Source organism: Flavobacterium sp., from assembly GCF_044341185.1.
Lineage (GTDB): Bacteria > Bacteroidota > Bacteroidia > Flavobacteriales > Flavobacteriaceae > Flavobacterium.
This window is the reverse complement of the sequence record NZ_JBIISE010000007.1, coordinates 37516-55009: the sequence shown is the minus strand read 5'-3', so window position 1 is coordinate 55009 and position 17494 is coordinate 37516. Positions and strand designations below refer to the sequence as shown.

Here is a 17494-nt window from a genome sequence, read left to right as displayed (position 1 = left end):
GTAAATACAAAGAAATTGTAATAAAAATATCAAATTATATGTTATTTGTTCCAGATTAACCAAGCTTTTTCGGCCTGATTAAGTAACATTTCATGTCCGTTTTTTGTAACAGCACCTGCTTTTCTAGCTTTTTTTAAGAAGGCGCTTTCTTCTGGGTTATACACCAAATCAAAAGCAATGTGTTTAGAAGTAAATAAGGAATAATCTAATTTCGGGAATTCTGAAATATTTGGAAATGTGCCTAATGGGGTAGTATTAATAATTATTTGATATTCATTAAAAATAGCGGCATTAATTTCGTTGTAACCGATTTCATATTCTGATGGATTTCGAGATACAAAATCAAATTCAATATATAGTTTTTTTAAAGCGAAAGCTACTGCTTTACTGGCACCACCAGTTCCTAAAATTAATGCTTTTTTATGGTAACTTTTCAATAAGGGTTTAATTGATTTTTTAAAACCATAAAAATCGGTATTATATCCTTTAAGTTTTTTATTTTTTGATATAGTAATACAATTTACAGCTCCAATTTTTTTGGCATTTTTAGAAATTTTATCTAAAAATGGAAATATAGATTCTTTGTAAGGTATGGTTACATTTAACCCAACTAATCCTTTAGTTTTAGCAATAATTTCAGTAATTTCTTTAATATTTTTAATATCGTAATTTTCATATTCACAGTTGTGAAAATGATTATTAATAAATTTTTCGGAGAAGTATTTTTTAGAAAAAGAATAACTTATGTTTTTTCCAATAAGTCCAAACTTGCGCTGTTTCTTTTGTGATTTATGCTTCATTTCCGTTATGCTTTGTTAAATCTGGATTTGAAAATTTTAATGAAAATTGGCAATACTGAAACCAAAACAATACCTAAAACTAATTTTTCAAAGTTGTTTTTTACCACATCAAATTGTCCTAAAAAATAACCTAAAAGTGTAATTCCTGCTACCCAAAGTACGGCGCCTAAAATACAATTCAGAATATAATTTCTATATTTCATACTTCCAGCTCCTGCTACAAAGGGTGCAATTGTTCTTACAATAGGCACAAAACGAGCCATTATCACTGCTTTTCCTCCATTTTTTTCAAAGAAATCTTCCGTTTTTTCAATATATTCTCTTTTTAAGAAAAGTATTTTCTTTTTTTCTTTTATAAACTCACCAAATTTATGCCCAACAAAATAGTTTAAATTATCGCCTAATAATGCAGCTAGAATTAATAATGGAATTATGATTATTAAACTTAATTTTCCTGTTGTAGCGGCAATTACTCCAATGGCAAAAAGCATAGAATCACCAGGTAGTAATGGCATTATTACAAAACCAGTTTCAACAAAAACAACTAAAAATAAAATAAAATAAATTAGTGTATTGTATTGGTCAATTAATTGTGTAATTATGGTTAAGGGATCTTTTAAAAAATGCAATAAAAATTCGATAATTTCCATAGATGGGCTTATAGTGTATGTTTTTTAATACTATTTTGTACAGTTTCGCATTCCCAAACGTGTGGGAAAGCATCTTTTAGTATATAATTTTTATTAAAATCGGTTGTTAAAGCCGTTTCTAATGCTTCGATGGCGTTAGTTTCCTCCTCAATATTGTAGAATAAACCTACTAAACGATATAAAATTTCGGCTTCATTTGGATATAATTCTTTAGCTTGATTTAAGATTTCAAATGCAGCATTTACTTCCCCTAAAACATATAAAACATCACTCCAAAAAAGAAAATTATCTAATGCTATATCGCCGTTTTCAAATGCTTTTCGGTAACCTTCTTCTGCTTCTTCAAAGAAATTTAAAAATTGATTGATAGTTGCATAACGTCTCCAATATAATGAATTTTCGCCATCAATTCCAATGGCTTTATTGATGTAATATAGCGATTTCTGATAGTTTTTTTGTTTGAGGTAAAAATCGGTAATAGCTAACCAGGCTTTATCTAACAACGGATCTTCATGTACGGTTTTTAAATAAAAATTCAAAGCTTGTTCTGAATTTCCTAATTTTTCATAACATTTCCCAATTCTTAAATAAGCAAATGAAGTGGGATCATCTAATTCAATTGTAATTAAATAGCAATCTATTGCGTCTTGATAGTGCTGAAGTTTTTCTAATGATTTAGCTTTTTCTAAGAAAGCACCTAAAAATCTTTCATCAATAAGGCAGGCATAATCAAAAGCCCAAACGGCTTTTTCGTAATTTTTTATAGCATAAAATTGACGTCCAAGTTGATGCCAAGCCACTTCACTATAAGGGTTTTTATCGATAAAGTTTTCTAAATAGATTATTGCCTCTTGATTTTGGTCTAAAAAATCAAAACAATATACTACATTGTATAAAGCAGAATAATCATCTTCATCATTTTCTAAGCATAAAATGAAATTCTCTTTCGCTAGTTCCAAATTATCCATAAATAGGTATTCCATACCAATCATTGAGTACACATCGGCTTCATCATCTGTATAGCGAAGCGCAATTTGCAAATGCTCTATGGCTTTTTCATGTTGGTCTCTTTTGGAACAAATGTTGGCACGTTGAATAAAAACTTCCTCATTTGTTGGTTCTAACAAAGCGATTTCGTTTAAGATTTTTTCAGCTTGTTCAATTTTGTCATCGTAAATTAATAACTCAACGTGAACCAGTTTTAATCCAGTAGATTTTGGATGTTGCTCTAAACCCAATCGAAGTGCTTTTTTTGCTAAATTGGTTCGCCCCGTATCCATATAATGCAAAACAATATCTTCAAATTCTTCCGAATCAAAGAAAAAAACCTTGTTGGTTTTTAGCATCGATTCGAATTTAGAAAGCGATAATTTGTTTTCTTCCTCTTCTTCATTATGGCTCATATTCATAGCAACAACTTTTTAAAAGTTACAGTAATAAAATTACGTAATTTAATGCTATCAAATTCTTTGCCAAGTGTATCTTTTGAACAATTTAATTAACAAAATTTAAGTTCAATTATAGTTTTTATACAACACAGATTTGAGAAATTATATTAATTTTTAAGATTTTTTGAATCTGTGTTTAAAAATTAATACTTGAGTTTTATAGATTCAAAGTTTGAACTTCATCCATAACTTCTAATAATAATTTACAACCTTCTTCAATTTCTTGATTGGAAATGGTTAATGGAGGTGTAATTCGGATGGCGGTTCCTTCAAATAGTAACCAAAATAAAATTAAACCACGTTTGTGACATCGTAAAATAACTTCGTTTGTAATGTTTGCGTTTTTTGTCATTGTAGCTAACATTAATCCTTTTCCACGAACTTCTGTTATTAAAGGGTGTACCAATAATTTTCTGAAAAGTTTTTCTTTTTCAAGTGTTTCGGCTATTAAATTCGTTTCAGTAATTTCTTGTAATGTTGCCAAACAAGCTGCGGCAATTACAGGATGTCCACCAAAAGTAGTGATATGACCTAACTTCGGATTATCGTATAATAAATCCATATGTGCTTCAGAAGCTACAAATGCGCCAACTGGCATGCCACCGCCCATTCCTTTTCCGATAACTAAAATATCTGGAACACAATCGTAATTTTCAAAGCCGAATAATTTTCCGGTACGACCAAATCCGGGTTGAATTTCGTCTATAATTAACATGGCGCCAACTTCGGTACATCGTGCTCTAACTTTCTTTAAAAAATCATTTTGAGGTTGAATAAAACCTGCGCCACCTTGAATGGATTCTAAGATAATTCCAGCTGTTTTCGTTGTGATTTTCTGTATGTCTTCTTCGTTATTAAACGTAATGAAATCGACATCTGGTACTAATGGTCTAAATACTTGTTTGCGTTCTTCAAAACCCATAACACTTAAACTTCCCATTGTATTTCCGTGATACGCATTATGACAAGATATAAATTGACTTCTACCAGTAACTCTTCGGGCTAATTTTAAAGCACCTTCTGTAGCTTCAGTACCCGAATTTACCAAATACGTTTTTTTCAATGGATAGGGTAGATGTTCGGCTAATAATTTACAATATTCGGTTGCTGGATGTTGGGCATATTCGCCGTACACCATAACGTGAGAATATTTGTCTAATTGGTCTTTTATAGCATTGTTAACACGCTCATTTTGATGTCCTAAACTACACGCTGAAACACCTGCTACAAAATCTAAATATTTATTTCCAGAAGTATCATAAATATAAGAACCTTTAGCATAAGAAATTTCCATAGCTAATGGGTGAGGAGAGGTTTGTGCTTGATATTTAAAGAAATCGTTTATCATTTTTTTGGGTATTAGTTGAAGAGTTAAAGGTGATGAAATTTATTGCTTTTTACTTTTCACTTTTTCCTTTTTACTTCCTACTTTTTTTCCATAATCCGTAGTTTCTTTTAGGACGGACATAGGTTTTTTCTCTTCTTTTTCTTTCTTTTTGGTTTCGATTTTTACTTTTTCGTCGATGGTTTTTTCTTCTTCAGGAAAAATATTCTCTAAAGAAGTGATTTTTTCATCTATTCGCCAAATAAAACCTCTAAGTCGCCTTGCGTTTTTTGGGAATTCTTTATCCGGATATGTGTCGCTTAAAATTTGTTTGATAGAAGTTAGTTCTAAAATTTTGTTGTTTTCCAATTGCATATTGATGCTACTTGAAACGCCCTTATCAATTCCAACCATTTCATTTTCATCGTTATACATAAAATAAATTTTCTCTGTATTTTTGATTAAATCTACTTCGTATAATTTGTTATCTCTAAACTTTCCGTATAAAAATTGGCCTTTCACTTGATTGAAATTGTCCTCACTTAACGTATCTTTTTGAACCAAAAATGCATTATTGAGTATTTTTAAGGAATCTAATTTCTCAGTTTTATTATTTCCTATTAAATGAATTACGTCTCCCGTCATTTGATTGTCGGCATTCCAAACTACTGGTCTTCCAATTAGTTTTGTGAGTTGTGTTTTATTATTCGAATGAATAGAATCGCATTTTCCACTCATATCCGTTTTAAAAAATCGTACATTGTTAAAAGCTCTAATGGTTCTATCTTCTTGCGGACCTGTAACCAATATTTTTTTTCCGTGTAAATACATTGTATCTTTTTCTACTAATGTTTTTACTAACGCTTTTTTGGTAATAAACATCGAATCTTTTTTAGTGCCGCCAATATTTCGATATACTTCAGCGTAATGTCCTGTAGCAATCATATTGTTAATTGTATCCGTAATTTTTACATTATTGGTCGCTTTTGCAAAATTTTTCTTTCGGTCGTAATTGATAATATCGCCTTCTACTTTCCGATTGTTATAAACGATATTGGATTTATCTAAAAGCCTTCCAACATCATTTTTAGTGTCATAAAACCCATTTTCAGTATATATTATATTCTCTTTACTTGTAATGGTACTTGGCCCGTAAACATAGGCGTGTCCTGAGTTGTCGTAAAATTCTAAATTATTGGTTTTAATAGTAACTTGCGGATTCACAACGGTAACTGCCGTTTTGAAAACGTATTTTTTATTGTTTATATAGTATCTTCCAGATTTACTTTTCAAAGTATTTTCTTTATTTAGAATGGTTCCCCAGCTTCTATAAAAGGCTTCTTGTTTATTTCTGTCAAAGTAAATGGTATCGGTTGTTAAATTAGAATCGGGCGAACGCAAATTTACATTTCCAGTTGCAAATGCTTGAAGCGTTTTCCCATTGTATTCCGCATAACGACTATTCATTACAATCGTATCGCCTTGGTTTAATATTACATTTCCAAAGGCTTTTACATAATCTTCATCGGTATAATGATACGCTTTATTGCAATTAATTAAAACACCATTATGTTGCACTTGAACATTTCCTGTAAAAATAATAGCACCTGGAATTTCATTTTGATTTTTATCGATAAAATCAGAATGTAAAATTTTTATCCCATTAGGATTTGAAGGAGTAATTTGTTGATTTGTAGTTTGAGCATTTCCAAACCAAATGGTAAATACCAAAACGACAGCATATAAATATTTTCTCAATTTCTCAATTTTTTGTCAAATTTAAGTAAAATGTAGAATAATGAATGCGTATTAAGAATATTTTATGGTTTTTTTATAGGTATACGGATTTGTCAGATTTTAAACAAAAAAATAAACCGCAGATTTCAGATTTTGAATAATCTGCGAATCTGCGGTTTTGAATATGTGAGATACTGAAACGAGTTCAGTTTGTCAAAATTGTGTAATTTATCTTGTAATCGTCTGAGTTCTATCTGGTCCTACAGAAACAACTTTTATTGGCACTTCTAATTCTTTTTCAATGAATTCGATGTAAGTCTTTAATTCTGAAGGTAATTCTTCATACGTTGTCATACCGGTTAAATCGGCTTGCCAACCTTTCATTTCTTTGTAGATTGGTTGCACGTTCTCTGGTTCGATGTTGTATGGGAAGTGTTTCAAAACTTCTCCTTTGTACTTGTATGCTGTACAAATTTTCAACGTTTCAAATCCAGATAATACATCACCTTTCATCATATATAATTCGGTAACACCATTTACTTCAACAGCATATTTTAAGGCTACTAAATCTAACCATCCACAACGACGGGCACGACCAGTAACTGAACCAAATTCGTTTCCGATTTTTGCCATATTCGCTCCCACTTCGTCAAATAGTTCAGTAGGGAAAGGTCCGCTTCCTACACGAGTGGTGTAGGCTTTAAAAATTCCAAAAACTTCTTTTACTCTGTTTGGAGCAATTCCTAATCCTGTACAAGCTCCAGCTGCTGTAGTGTTAGATGAAGTTACAAATGGATAGGTTCCAAAATCCACATCTAATAAAGACCCTTGTGCACCTTCTGCTAAAATGGTTTTACCTGCTTTTAAAGCTTTGTTTAAATATTCTTCAGAATCAATGAAAGTTAATGTTTTTAATTCTTCTACTGCTGCGAAAAATTCAGCTTCCATTTCTGCTAAATTATATTGCAAATCTACATCATAAAATGCTATCATTGCTTCGTGTTTGTCAGCTAAAGCACGATATCTTTCTTTGAAATCAGCCATTTCTAAATCGCCAATTCGTAAACCATTTCTACCGGTTTTGTCCATATAAGTAGGACCTATTCCTTTTAATGTAGAACCAATTTTTGCTTTTCCTTTTGAAGCTTCCGAAGCAGCATCAAGTAAACGATGCGTTGGTAAAATTAAATGTGCTTTTCTTGATAAAAATAATTTTGATTTAACATCCAAATTAAATTTTTCTAATCCTTTAATTTCGGTTTGAAAAACCACTGGATCCATTACTACGCCATTTCCAATGATATTTACATTGTTTTTATGAAAAATTCCAGAAGGAATGGTTCTTAAAACGTGTTTAATTCCATCAAATTCAAGTGTGTGTCCTGCATTCGGACCGCCTTGAAAACGCGCAATAATATCATATTTTGAAGTTAATACATCGACGATTTTTCCTTTTCCTTCGTCACCCCATTGTAATCCAAGTAGTAAATCTACATTCATTGTGTTGTTGTTTGTGTTGTTTGCATTGAAAAGACAAATTTAATTTGTCTGTATTTTTATTTCTTTTTTGTTCCGTAAAAATATAAGGAATGTGTTTCTATATCTATTCCAAACATTTCTTCCATTGTTTGTTTTATTTGTTGAATACGAGGGTCGCAAAATTCAATTACTTCTCCCGAATCTGTTAAAATAATATGGTCGTGTTGTTTATCAAAATATGATTTTTCATAATGTGCTTGATTTTGTCCAAATTGATGGCGACGTACTAATTTACAATCTAATAATAATTCGATAGTATTGTATAAAGTCGCACGAGAAACACGATAATTTTTGTTTTTCATTTTGATATACAAAGATTCGATATCAAAATGTTCTTGATTTTCGTATATTTCTTGAAGTATTGCATAACGTTCAGGCGTTTTGCGATGTCCTTTTTCTTCAAGGTATTTTGTAAAAACGTTTTTTACCGTTTCTTGATTTTGATTGATATCCATTTTATGTTTAAATGAAAGAAATGCAAATATAGTAAAAAGTGATTAGTGAAAAGTAAAAAAATATTTTAATTATTAACGTAATATATCTTTCAATTTCATTTTATTAACTATTGTAAACTCTAGTAACTTTATCAATACCTTCCACGGTTTTGATGTTCTCAATTAACTTTTTTAGAATGACATTATTTTGCACCATTACAGTAATTTGTCCCTTAAAGATACCTGCTTCAGAATTTAAACTAATACTTTGAATGTTTACGTGCATTTGATTTGAAATGACTTTGGTTAACTGATTGGTTAAACCCATAACATCCATTCCAGTGATTTTTAGAATAGCATTAAATTCTTCTTGAGTAGAATCAATCCATTTGGCTTGCACAATTCGGTAAGCAAAGTTAGATTGTAAACTTATGGCATTTGGACAATCCATTTTATGAACCTTTATTCCATCATTTATCGTTACAAAACCAAAAACATGATCTCCAGGAATCGGGCTACAACAAGGTGATAAATTGTATTCTAATTTGCTTTGTTCTGTTCCAAAAACCAATAAGTCTAGTTTTTCATTCGTTTTGTTTTTTTGATTTTTTTCAACAGAAGAACTGGCACTTCTTTTTATGGTTTTCTTAAAAAAGTTAACTAATGTATTGCTTTTTTGTGCCGCATAATCTCGTAATTGTTGATTTTCAATTGCCCCAATTCCAACACGATAAAACAAATCTAAACTGGTTTTTAATTTGAAATAATTTACTAGTTCATTAATTGACTTCTCATTTAAAGTAATTTTTAAATGGCGTAATTTTCTGGTTAAAATTTCTCGACCTTCTTCGCCAATTTTTTTAATGTCTTCGTTTAATACATTTTTGATTTTATTTTTTGCACGAGCTGTGGTAACAAAATCGAGCCACTGAATTGTTGGTTTTTGATTTTGCGAAGTAATAATTTCCACCTGATCGCCACTATTTAGTATATGATTTAACGGTACTAATTTACCATTTACTTTTGTGCCTCGCGTTTTTACGCCAATTTCCGAGTGAATACTAAAAGCAAAATCGAGGGAAGTAGCTCCTTTTGGTAACGATTTTATTTCACCTTTTGGTGTAAAAATATATATTTCTTTAGCATATAAATTCAGTTTAAAATCTTCTACAAAATCTACGGCATTATTGTTAGAATTTTCAAGCGCTTCTTTAAGTTGGTTTAACCAAATTTCTAGGCTATTTTCTTCAGTTGCTCCGTTTTTATATTTGTAATGTGCCGCATAGCCTTTTTCTGCAATTTCATCCATGCGTTCACTTCGAACTTGAATTTCTACCCAACGTCCTAATGGTCCCATTACAGTAATGTGCAATGCTTCGTAACCTGTAGATTTTGGTGAAGAAATCCAATCGCGTAAACGACTTGGACTAGGTCTGTAATGGTCTGTAACCACAGAATAAATTTTCCAAGCTATAAATTTTTCATCGTGAAGATTGGATTTGTAAATAATTCTAAGCGCAAATTTATCGTATACTTCATCAAAAGTTACCCCTTGAACTTTCATTTTTCTACGGATTGAGTAAATCGATTTTGGTCGACCTTTAATTATAAAATCAATGCCTTCCGTAGTCATAGATTGACTTAAAATATCTGAAATAGATTTTATATATGAGTCTTGCTCTTCTTTGGTTTCTTTGATTTTGCTAACAATGTCAGCGTAAACTTCTGGTTCTGTGTACTTTAAACCTAAATCTTCTAATTGCGTTTTAATATTGTAAAGTCCTAATCTATGAGCTAAAGGCGCATAAATATATAAAGTTTCCGATGCAATTTTCGCTTGTTTGTAGTCAGACATACCATCCATAGTTTGCATATTGTGCAATCTATCGGCAAGTTTTATTAAAATTACTCTAACGTCATCATTAAGCGTAAGTAGCATTTTTCTGAAATTTTCTGCTTGAAGCGAAATTTCTTGGTCGTTTTTTACTTTCGGAATTTTGGTTAATCCTTCAACAATTTTAGCAATTTTAGGATTAAACATTTTTTCAATGTCAGAAATGGTAATGTCGGTATCTTCTACCACATCGTGAAGTAGGGCAGAGGCAATACCTGTTGAACCCAAACCAATTTGAGACGCTACAATTTTTGCAACAGCAATAGGATGAAAAATATAGGCTTCTCCAGATTTTCTTCTTTGTTCTTTATGCGCATCCACTGCCACATCAAAAGCCTTACGAATTATCTTTTTATCATCAGCTGTTAAGCTTTGATAACTAATACGAAGTAACTCTTTATATTCTTGGGCAATGGCTTTGTTTTCAGCTTCTAAATCAATCTCTGTCATATTCAATTTTTGTAGAATATAAAAATAGTGTTTAAAATTTAGATTTCAAAAAAGAATTTTAAAAAATTATGGTTGGTGGATTTAAATTTTTAAAACACAGATTTAAGAAATAAATAAATTTTAATAATTCCTTAAATCTGTGTTACTTATATTATTTCTTAACAAAATCCAAATCTTGAAAATCGTAGCTAAAATCGGTTAATTCAGAGATAGCTGCCATTTTAATATTTGTATTGTTAGAAGTAAAAGTGATTAAAGCATCGGCATTAAAGCTGCGATTGAACCATTTTACGGCAAATGTATTGTCTTTGTAAAAGAAAATTTCACCAGCCAATTGTGGCGAACGTTCTGAATTGAAATACATTTTTCCTTTTTTCTCAGAAATAGTAATGTTTCCAAACCAATTGTCCGTATAAGTACCCATATAGTTTTTTGTTTCAACTTTCACTTTATTCTTTTTGTTTTCGGCTATTTTTGCCCAAACTTCACTGGTTACTTTGTCTGCTTCTGCAATATTGTTTTTTTCTCGGTCACTAAAAATTTTCACATAATCTTTGTACTCAATTTTTAGATAAGCATCTTTTATGGTGTTTGTTATAGCATTAAAAGCCGCTCCCGATTGCTGATTTGTAAGCACAACAATACCTAAATTTAATTCAGGTAAAAGCGTAACTTGTGTAACAATACCTTCTAATCCACCAGTATGAGTAACTTGTTTGTAACCCTTAACATCGCTTAAAAACCAACCTAATCCATAACCAGAAAAATGAGTAAAATAAGGCTCTCTTGTTTTAGCCGGAATGATAGTTTGTAACTGCCACATTTCGTTATGTTGTGCTTCTGAAAATAATTTGAATTGTTTTTCAGAACCATATTTACCTTGTTGCAATTGCATAATCATCCATTTACTCATATCGTTTACAGAAGAATAAATTCCAGCAGCAGCATCAAAAGTTTGATTTTTATAACGCGAAATTACTTTTAATTTACCATCCGTTGGCACGTGTGGATCAATGATATTTGTCGTGTCTTTTAAACGTAAAAATGAACCTGCACTATTATTCATTTCAAGAGGTTTCATCATTTTGGTTTCTATAAAATCGCACCAAGTTAATCCACTAACTTTTTCAATTACTTCACCAGCCACGATATATAATAAATTGTCATAATCATATTTGGTTCTAAAAGCAGAAACGGGTTTTAAATACTGTAAATTTTCAATAATATCTTTCGGTTTGAAATTACTTCCGTCAGGCCAAATCATTAAATCTCCAGCACCTAAACCTAAGCCACTTCGGTGTGTAACCAAATCACGAACCGTGAATTCTTGCGTAACATACTCATTGTACATTTTAAAATTAGGTAAGTATTTTACAACTTTGTCGTCCCAATTCATTTTTCCTTCGTCAACTAACATCGCAATTGCAGCTGTTGTAAATGCTTTACTATTTGAGGCTACTCCAAAAAGTGTGTTTCCATCTACTTTATCTTTTCTTAGAATAGATTTTACACCATACCCTTTACTGTGTATGATTTTACCGTCTTTTACCACAGCAACTGCAACTCCAGGAACGTTAAAAGCTTTTAGTGTATTTTCCGCTACTTCATCAATTTGTTTTTCAGTTATTTGAGAAAAAGCATTGAATGTTGTTAGAAGTGAGATTAATATTATTTTTTTCATTTTATGATGTTTTTGGTTTGTTGTTTTATTTTGAAATACAGATTTAAGGAATTATTAAAATTTTTAAAATTTCTTAAATCTGTGTTGTTTTTATTGGCACATTGTCATATTGAAAATTGACGAATTAAAACCCACGTTGTCTTTTGGCTTCGAATAGCAAAATAGCCGCCGCTACCGAAACATTCATAGAATCGATAATGCCTTGCATCGGAATGTTAATGTTTTTGGTTGAATTTTTTCGCCAAACCTCTGTAATTCCTGTTGCTTCCGTTCCTACAACTAAAGCGGTAGGTTCATTATAATTTTGTGTGTGATACGTGGCTGAATCTTGCAAAGTCGCACAATAAATATTTATGTTGTTTTCTTTTAAATATGCAATTGCTTCCTCTGAAGTCGCCACGGCAATTTGACGTGTAAATAAACAACCCACACTGGAACGCACAATATTAGGATTGTACAAATCTGATTTTGGATTGGCTATAATAACGGCATCAATATTGGCTGCATCTGCGGTACGTAATAAAGCACCTAAATTTCCTGGTTTTTCTAATCCTTCTGCAACTAAAATTAATGGATTTTTAGATAATTTTAAATCGGATAAATGCAAAGGTTTCGATTTGGCAATGGCGATAATTCCTTCTGTTGTATCGCGATATGCTAATTTTTGGTAGACTTCTTTCGAAATTTCTATTTTGAGATGTTCAGCTATTTCAATTTTCAGATGTTCAGATTTTCCAGATAATTCTGGACAAAAAAGTACTGTTTCTAATTCGTAACCGCCTTTTATGGCTAATTCAATTTCACGTTGTCCTTCAATAATAAATGTTCCCGATTGTTTTCGTGCTTTGGCTTTGTCTTGCAATAAAACTAAGTTTTTTACAAACGGATTTTGAATGGAAGTGATTTGTTTCATTTTGAGTGACTAAGTTGCTGAGTATCTATGTTACAAAGTTATCCTTTTTAGGGATAAAAACAAAGTCGCAAAACGAATGGCTTTGCGACTTTAAAATTATTTATTTGTAAATTAGTTTTTTACTTCCGATTTTGAGGAACCTTCACTTTCAAACTTCCCTTTATATCTTTCGTATAATTCGGTTTGATGACTTTCTAAGCTAATTTGTCGTCCATCAATAAAAGCGTGTGATAATTTGTTTGTTTTCATATCTAAAGCATCACCTTCTGAAATAAATAGCGTAGCGCTTTTTCCAGCCTCTAAGGTTCCGTATTTGGCATCAATTCCTAAAATTTTAGCGGTGTTTGATGTTATTAATTTTAACGCCTCTTCTTTGTTCATTCCCCAAGCGGCACATGTACCGGCGTAAAACGGAATATTTCTCGTTTGCATGCGTTCCATATCGCCCGCGTTTTCTAATCCAACTACAATCCCTTTTTCAGTTAAGATTTTAGCAATTTTGTACGGTAAATTCACATCTTCATCTTCCGAATTTGGAACATCGTGCACTCTTCTCAATAAAACAGACACATTATTTTCTTTTAATAAATCGGCAATCTTGTGCGCGTTATATCCACCAATAATGACTAATTTTTTAATATTGTTTTTCTTTTTGAATAAGATAATATCCGTAATTTCTTTTTCACCATTTGCGTTTACAAACAACGTTTTTTCACCGCTTTGTAACCCATTCATCGCATCATAAGGAATGTCTTTTGTTTTTTTATCTGATTTTAAATAATTAAACGCATTGTCAAAAAACTGTTGAATGCCTTTGGTTTGCTCGTCATATTTTTTGTTCGATTCAATGCCACCTGGTTCTGCCCACCAACCTAATCGAGCATAACTATTTGGCCATCGCATATGAATTCCGTCATTTTCTTTTATCACAGCGTCTTCCCAATTCCAAGCATCAAATTGAACCACAGAAGAAGTTCCAGAAATTCTTCCACCACGTGGTGTAATTTGTGCTAATAAAACGCCATTTGGTCTTGCTGATTCGGTTAGTTTTGATTCAGAATTATATGCAATTAAACTTCTAATATGTGGGTTAAATTCTCCAATTTCACTTTCGTCATCTGAAGCTCTAACGGCATCAATTTCAACTAATCCTAAAGTAGAATTTGGTGCGATGAACCCCGGATATATATGCTTTCCATTTGCTTGAATCACAATATCGTGTTTGGCAATTTTAGTAACAGTTGCATCTGAAACAGAAGCAATTTTCCCATCAACAATGGATATTAAACTGTTTTCTTGAATTTTCCCGTTACCTAAATGCGCCGTTCCACCCATGATTAAAATCGATTTTGTTTGCTTTGGCGCTGGTGTTTGTTGTGCAAAACTAATTAAAGTAGTTAGTGCTAAAATGTATGTTAGTTTTCTCATTTTATATTAATTTTTTATAACACAGATTTTTGAAATTAATTTAATCTGTGAAATCTGTGTTGAAAAATAGTGTAATATTTATTAATTATTGTATTTAGCGTGAAATTCTCTGCATTTTTCACCAAGTGTATCACAGTGGTAATGTCCGCTCGATTTTTTCTTTGGTTCTTGTGTTTTTAATCCTTTGTTTTTAGCTTCTAACATTAAATTAATTAATTCATTTCTTTCTTTTTGAACCGTTTCATTTTTGGCATTTTCTTGATCTAAATCGAAGAAAATAGTTCCGTCAACTATTGTTTTTTCTACAGTGGCATAAATCGTTAAAGGATTGTCAGACCAAAGTACAACATCGGCATCTTTACCTACTTTTATACTGCCCACTTTATCATCCACTTGTAATAATTTAGCAGGATTTAAGGTTACAAAATTCCAAGCCGCTTCTTCCGTTACACCACCATATTTTAATGTTTTTGCTGCTTCTTGATTCAATCTTCTTGACATTTCAGCATCATCAGAATTGATAGAAACCGTTACGCCAACAGTATTCATAAGTGCTGCATTATACGGAATGGCATCATTTACTTCATATTTATAACCCCACCAATCTGCGAAAGTAGAACCACCAACACCGTGTTTAGCCATTTTGTCTGCCACTTTATAGCCTTCTAAAATATGAGTGAATGTTTGAATTTTAAAATTATATTTTTCAGCTACTTTTAGTAACATATTTATTTCCGATTGCACATATGAATGACAAGTAATAAAACGTTTTTTATTTAAAATTTGACTTAAGGTTTCTAATTCTATATCAAAACGAGGTGCAATTTTATTTTTGTTTGTGTTGTATGCATCCCATTCTTTTTGATATGCCATTGCTCGTGAAAAATAGTCTTCATATACTTGTTCTACACCCATTCTGGATTGAGGGAAGCGTAGTCTCTCAATATCACCCCAATTGGATTGCTTTACATTTTCACCAAGAGCGAATTTAATGTATTTAGGCGCATCTTTAACTAACATTTCATCTGGATTGTATCCCCATTTTAACTTGATAAATGCAGCTCTTCCACCAATCGGATTGGCAGAACCGTGTAATAAGTTAGCAGAAGTTACCCCACCAGCTAAATTTCTGTAAATGTTTATATCTTCAGAATTTACTACATCTTCAATAGTTACTTCAGCTGATGAATTTTGCCCGCCTTCATTTACTCCATTTGAAATGGCAATGTGCGAATGTTCATCAATAATTCCAGCGGTTAAATGCTTGCCAGTGGCATCAATAACTTTTCCTTTTTGTGGTAAGTTTTTGCCAATTTTAATAATTTTTCCGTTTTCAATTAAGACATCGGTTTCTTTTAAGATCCCTTCTTTTTCTCCTGTCCAAACTGTTGCGTTTTTAAATAGTATTGTTTCTTGTTTAGGTTTAGTTAAATTTCCAAAAGCTATATTTGGAAAAGTAATAGGATAAAAAACAGGTGTTTTCTTTTCATCTTTTTTATCCGAAGTAGCTTCTTTTTTTAATTCAGTAGTCGCTGGTTTTTTAACAGCACTCCAAGCTACTTCTTTTCCGTTTTCTAAAAACGCTTTTCCAGATAAACCGGTCTCAGATTTTAATCCAGAAATTCTAATAAATTTCGATGAAATTGTATCTTTTCCTCTAACTACCATCGTAATCCAAGGATCGTTGTATGTAATTTTTGTTCCGAACTCTATTTTATCTTGCGAAATTTTAGCTTCTAATTTTGTGATTTCACCTTCAATGGCTAAATCGTATGTGTTGGAATCTAAAATTAAATCGTATTTACCTCTAATATCTGAAGGTTGAATTTTTTCGATTATAAATCTATTTCCTTGTACCCAATTTTCTTGTATAGTGTTTTTTGATTCGAAAATATCACCACTAACAATAATAAAATTGGCTAAATTTCCTTTTTTTAAGGAACCAATATTTGTTTGGTTAGCAATTTTTGCTGGAATTTCCGTTAAGGCTGCTAATGCTTTTTCTTTCGAAAAACCAAATTCTACGGCTTTTCTTAAGTTGGATAAAAAATCTTTTGAATTTTTTAAATCTGCAGTTGTTAATGCAAAATTAATATTATTTTCAGCTAGTACTTTCGGATTATATGGCGCTTGATTCCAAAATTTCATATCAGACAAAACCACTTGTTCTGCTAAAAATGAATCGGAAACGTCATAGGCATCAGGAAAGTTAATTGGAATAATTAATGAAGCATTTGTTTTTTTAATTTCTTCGATTCGTTCTAATTCGTTTCCGCTACCCTTAATTAGATAGTTTATACCGAATTCGTCACCAATTTTATCTGCTCTTAAGATATTTAACTTATCACCAGCATTAAATATTTGAAGTAAATTTTTATTTTGATTAAATACGTCTAATGAAATATCTTTTGTTTTTGAACCTCCTGCAGCATACCATTTTGCATCGTGATACAATTGACGAATTAATGCCATACTTCCCATTAAAGAAGAAGGGTAGGATTGTCCAGAAAGCGAACTTCTTTTAAAAGTTAAGTGTTGTGATATTTTATTATTTAAAATTCTAACGCCATTGTTTTCGATGTCATTTAATGTCCAAAGTAATCCTGTTCCGGCTACAATTCCATCGTTATTAAAACTTAAAACCGTTCCAAATCCAGTTTCTCTTAAATCTTTCGCTGCTTTTTCATCGTAATTTATATTTTCATAAGCATTAAAATCAGCTCTAATGTGGTCGTTCCAATAATAGCCATTTCTTTCAGAATCGTATTGTGGCGATCTTGAATTTGAGGATTTTCTTTGTGGTTTTTGAATTCCAAATTCAGTATATAAATCAATAAATGAAGGATAAATGGTTTTCCCTGTAGCATCAATTATTATTGCGTTTTTAGGAATTGAAATTTGTGTTCCGATTTCTAAAATTTTATCTCCATCAAATAAAAGAGTTGCATTTTCAATTTTAACTGTTGAAGAGGAGTAAATAGTAGCATTAGTTATAGCAACTGGATTTTTGTAGGTTTGCTTGACCCCATCATTTTTTGGGAAATAATTTTGGCCGAAACCTAAATTAATAGCTAAAATTGTTAGTAAGAAATTAAATATTCGCATAGTTTTTGTTTTTAGTTGGCTAAAAATATAAAATTTATTTGAGAGAATTTATTTTTAATAAATAATAGTTTGAAATTTAAGTTTTGTCTAA

Annotated in this window: 12 protein-coding genes; all 12 read right to left on the bottom strand. The window is 31.3% G+C overall.

Translation table 11 applies throughout. The features are described 5' to 3' along the window. Positions 1–41: 41 nt before the first annotated feature. The 12 genes from ACIQZ1_RS02900 to ACIQZ1_RS02845 all read right to left on the bottom strand — a co-directional run bounded on the left by ACIQZ1_RS02900 (position 42) and on the right by ACIQZ1_RS02845 (position 17403). Positions 42–800, bottom strand: a complete 759-nt coding sequence (locus ACIQZ1_RS02900; protein ID WP_396158891.1) for a shikimate dehydrogenase family protein — start codon at positions 798–800, stop codon at positions 42–44. A 5-nt stretch (positions 801–805) separates the two neighbouring features. Then, complete coding sequence (locus tag ACIQZ1_RS02895) at positions 806–1450, bottom strand: VTT domain-containing protein (protein ID WP_396158889.1); 645 nt, start codon at positions 1448–1450, stop codon at positions 806–808. An 8-nt stretch (positions 1451–1458) separates the two neighbouring features. After that, a complete protein-coding gene (locus ACIQZ1_RS02890) occupies positions 1459–2853 on the bottom strand; it encodes a tetratricopeptide repeat protein (protein WP_396158911.1) in 1395 nt (464 codons plus the stop codon). Between the two features lie 202 nt (positions 2854–3055). Further along, the gene (locus ACIQZ1_RS02885) at positions 3056–4246 is read right to left on the bottom strand and encodes an aspartate aminotransferase family protein (protein ID WP_396158887.1); all 1191 of its coding nucleotides are present in this window, start codon (positions 4244–4246) and stop codon (positions 3056–3058) included. 39 nt (positions 4247–4285) lie between these two features. Beyond that, positions 4286–5980 (bottom strand): OstA-like protein, encoded by a 1695-nt coding sequence (locus ACIQZ1_RS02880; RefSeq protein WP_396158885.1) that lies wholly within the window; start codon positions 5978–5980, stop codon positions 4286–4288. Between the two features lie 207 nt (positions 5981–6187). Beyond that, positions 6188–7459, bottom strand: a complete 1272-nt coding sequence (locus ACIQZ1_RS02875) for an adenylosuccinate synthase (protein ID WP_396158883.1) — start codon at positions 7457–7459, stop codon at positions 6188–6190. A gap of 56 nt (positions 7460–7515) precedes the next feature. Then, entirely contained in the window at positions 7516–7953 is a 438-nt protein-coding gene (locus ACIQZ1_RS02870; RefSeq protein ID WP_396158882.1) for a Fur family transcriptional regulator, read from the bottom strand. A gap of 103 nt (positions 7954–8056) precedes the next feature. Continuing rightward, positions 8057–10276: a RelA/SpoT family protein gene (locus ACIQZ1_RS02865; protein WP_396158880.1), complete on the bottom strand. Its 2220-nt coding sequence runs from the start codon at positions 10274–10276 to the stop codon at positions 8057–8059. Positions 10277–10427: 151 nt separating this feature from the next. Continuing rightward, positions 10428–11957 (bottom strand): serine hydrolase, encoded by a 1530-nt coding sequence (locus ACIQZ1_RS02860; protein ID WP_396158878.1) that lies wholly within the window; start codon positions 11955–11957, stop codon positions 10428–10430. A 124-nt stretch (positions 11958–12081) separates the two neighbouring features. Then, positions 12082–12870, bottom strand: coding sequence for a TrmH family RNA methyltransferase (locus tag ACIQZ1_RS02855; protein ID WP_396158876.1), 789 nt, complete (start codon positions 12868–12870; stop codon positions 12082–12084). Positions 12871–12981: 111 nt separating this feature from the next. Beyond that, entirely contained in the window at positions 12982–14298 is a 1317-nt protein-coding gene (locus tag ACIQZ1_RS02850) for an amidohydrolase family protein (RefSeq protein ID WP_396158874.1), read from the bottom strand. An 81-nt stretch (positions 14299–14379) separates the two neighbouring features. After that, entirely contained in the window at positions 14380–17403 is a 3024-nt protein-coding gene (locus tag ACIQZ1_RS02845) for an amidohydrolase family protein (RefSeq protein ID WP_396158872.1), read from the bottom strand. Positions 17404–17494: the final 91 nt, after the last annotated feature.